3 protein-coding genes are annotated in these 2,601 nt (G+C 70.3%); all 3 read left to right on the top strand.

Annotated features, from left to right (window positions below; translation table 11 throughout):
* The coding region (locus tag GA0115259_RS36520) for a DUF2797 domain-containing protein (protein WP_370749318.1) at positions 1 to 810 on the top strand (810 nt) is incomplete at its 5' end.
* 44 nt (positions 811 to 854) lie between these two features.
* Entirely contained in the window at positions 855 to 1,769 is a 915-nt protein-coding gene (locus GA0115259_RS36515; RefSeq protein ID WP_093604772.1) for an amidohydrolase family protein, read from the top strand.
* A 106-nt stretch (positions 1,770 to 1,875) separates the two neighbouring features.
* Positions 1,876 to 2,601, top strand: a 726-nt coding sequence (locus GA0115259_RS36510; protein ID WP_093604776.1) for a response regulator transcription factor, incomplete at its 3' end; no start/stop codon positions are given.

The raw sequence follows: 2,601 nt of genomic DNA, 5'->3' as shown, positions 1-2,601 counted from the left end.
AGAGGGCTTGGGCGGGGGCTTGAGCTGGGGTTTCGGGTTGTTGGGGAGCGGGGGTGTCTGGGGGCGCGGGGGAATGTGTGTCCGTTGGGGGCGGTGATCGGGGCGCGGAGTACCGGCGGGCTGTGTGCCGAGTGCGCGCGGCTGGACCGGGCGCATTCCGTGGCCGCCGATACCGTCGCCGATGATCCGCGGACCTATCGCGTCTATCTCGCCTGGTTCGGGCCCGGGATGGTGAAGGTCGGGATCACGGCCGAGGAGCGAGGGCCGGCGCGGTTGCTGGAGCAGGGCGCCGTGGTGTTCTGCTGGCTCGGGCGTGGGCCGCTGATGGCGGCGCGGCGGACCGAGGAGTTGCTGCGTATGGCGCTGGGTGTGCCGGACCGTATCCCGTACGCGCGCAAGCGCGCCGTACGGTCCGCCCTGCCGCCGAGGGCGGACCGGGCCGCCGAGATCGAGGAGTTGTACGGGCGGGCGGTCGCGCTGGAGCGATGGCCGCAGTCGCTGGAGCGGGTGGCGTTCACGGCGGTGGACCACGCCGGAGTGTTCGGGCTGGACGGGCTGGCGCCGGCCACGGGCGTGGTGAGCGAGCTGGTGGAGGGCGGGCAGGTCGCGGGACGGCTGGTCGCCGCCGCCGGGCCCGATCTGCATCTCGCCACGGCGGACGGCGGGCTCGTGGTCCTCGACACCCGGCTGATGACCGGCTGGGAGCTCGTCGGTCTGGAGGAGGGAGGCGGTACGGGGACGAGCGGTGGCGCGATCACCGTACCCGTGCGTGAGCTGTCCGGCGGAGATATGCAGGATGGGCTGTTCTGAGCTCGTCTCTGAGCTCGTCGGGCGGTGGGAAGGGGAGTCCCGGGATGGATGATCACGAGAGCGCGCGCATACGGGCGTTTCTGGTGCGGGCCGGACTGCCGGGCCTCGTCGACGTCCATACGCACTTCATGCCGGAACGCGTGCTCAGGAAGGTATGGGCCTACTTCGACGCCGTCGGGCCGCTCACCGGGATGGAGTGGCCCATCACCTACCGGCACGAGGAGGACGAACGCGTCGCCCTGCTCCGGGCGTTCGGCGTACGGGCGTACACCTCGATGCTCTATCCCCATAAACCGGGCATGGCGCGATGGCTGAACGACTGGGCCGCCGAGTTCGCCGCCCGTACGCCCGACTGTCTGCGCACGGCCACGCTCTTTCCGGAGACGGGCGTCGAGTCGTATGTACGCGAGGCCGTCGAGGGCGGCGCGCGCGTCTTCAAGGCGCACCTCCAGGTCGGGGCGTACGACCCGAACGACGAGCGGCTCGACCCGGTCTGGGGGCTGCTCGCCGAGGCCGCGGTCCCGGTGGTCGTGCACTGCGGCTCAGGACCCGCGCCCGGCAAGCACACCGGGCCGGAGCCGGTCGGGCGGCTGCTGGCGCGCCATCCCGCGCTGCCGCTGATCGTCGCGCATCTCGGGATGCCGGAGTACGCGGATTTCCTGGCCCTCGCCGAGCGGTACGCACAGGTCAGGCTGGACACGACCATGGCGTTCACGGACTTCAGCGAGCGCTTCGCGCCCTTTCCCCGGGAGGCGCGGGAACGGCTCGCGGATCTGGGGGACCGGATCCTGCTGGGGACCGACTTCCCGAACATCCCGTATCCGTACATACACCAGTTGGAGGCCCTGGAGCGGCTGGAGCTGGGGAACGAGTGGCTGCGCGCGGTCTGTTACGGGAACGGAGTGCGGCTCTTCGGGCTCGATGATCCGGCCGGCGATGATCTGGCCGGTGCCGCCTGACGGGCCGCCCGCCCGGCTCGCTCCGACGGCGTGCGGCCACGTTTCTCAGGGAATTCACAGGTTTCGGAAAGAGGGCTCTCAGAGGTACTCCGCAGGGTTGACCAGCATGACCATTACCTCGCCCCGCGGGCGCACCGAAATGCTCAGGCCGGACGGCAGTCCCGTCCGTGTCCTTGTCGTCGACGACGAGACCTCGCTCACCGAGCTGCTCGCCATGGCCCTGCGGTACGAGGGCTGGGAGGTGCGCAGCGCCGCGGACGGCGCGGGCGCGGTGCGCTCCGCCCGGGACTTCCGGCCCGACGCGGTGGTGCTGGATGTGATGCTGCCCGACATGGACGGGCTGGCCGTACTGGGACGGCTACGGCGTGAACTGCCCCAGGTGTCCGTCCTCTTCCTCACCGCCAAGGACGCCGTGGAGGACCGGATCGCCGGGCTGACCGCGGGCGGCGACGACTATGTCACCAAGCCGTTCAGCCTGGAGGAGGTCGTGGCCCGGCTGCGCGGACTGATCCGGCGGTCCGGTGCGGCGGCTGTGCGCAGTGAGTCGCTGCTGATCGTCGGCGATCTGACGCTGGACGAGGACAGCCATGACGTCAGCCGCGGCGGCGAGTCCATCCATCTCACGGCGACCGAGTTCGAGCTGCTGCGCTATCTGATGCGCAATCCGCGCCGCGTACTGAGCAAGGCGCAGATCCTCGACCGTGTCTGGTCGTACGACTTCGGCGGCCAGGCCAATGTCGTCGAGCTGTATATCTCCTATCTGCGGCGGAAGATCGACGCCGGACGCCCGCCGATGATCCATACCCGGCGTGGCGCGGGATATCTGATCAAG

The sequence above is a fragment of the Streptomyces sp. MnatMP-M17 genome (assembly GCF_900091995.1).
Lineage (GTDB): Bacteria > Actinomycetota > Actinomycetes > Streptomycetales > Streptomycetaceae > Streptomyces.
The sequence above is the reverse complement of the archived record's forward strand: the minus strand, read 5'-3'. Positions and strand labels throughout refer to the sequence as shown.

What these genes read in the sequence shown, in the direction of transcription:
- GA0115259_RS36515 (WP_093604772.1), top strand. Translation starts at nt 855, where the DNA reads ATGGATGATCACGAGAGCGCGCGCATACGGGCGTTTCTGGTGCGGGCC.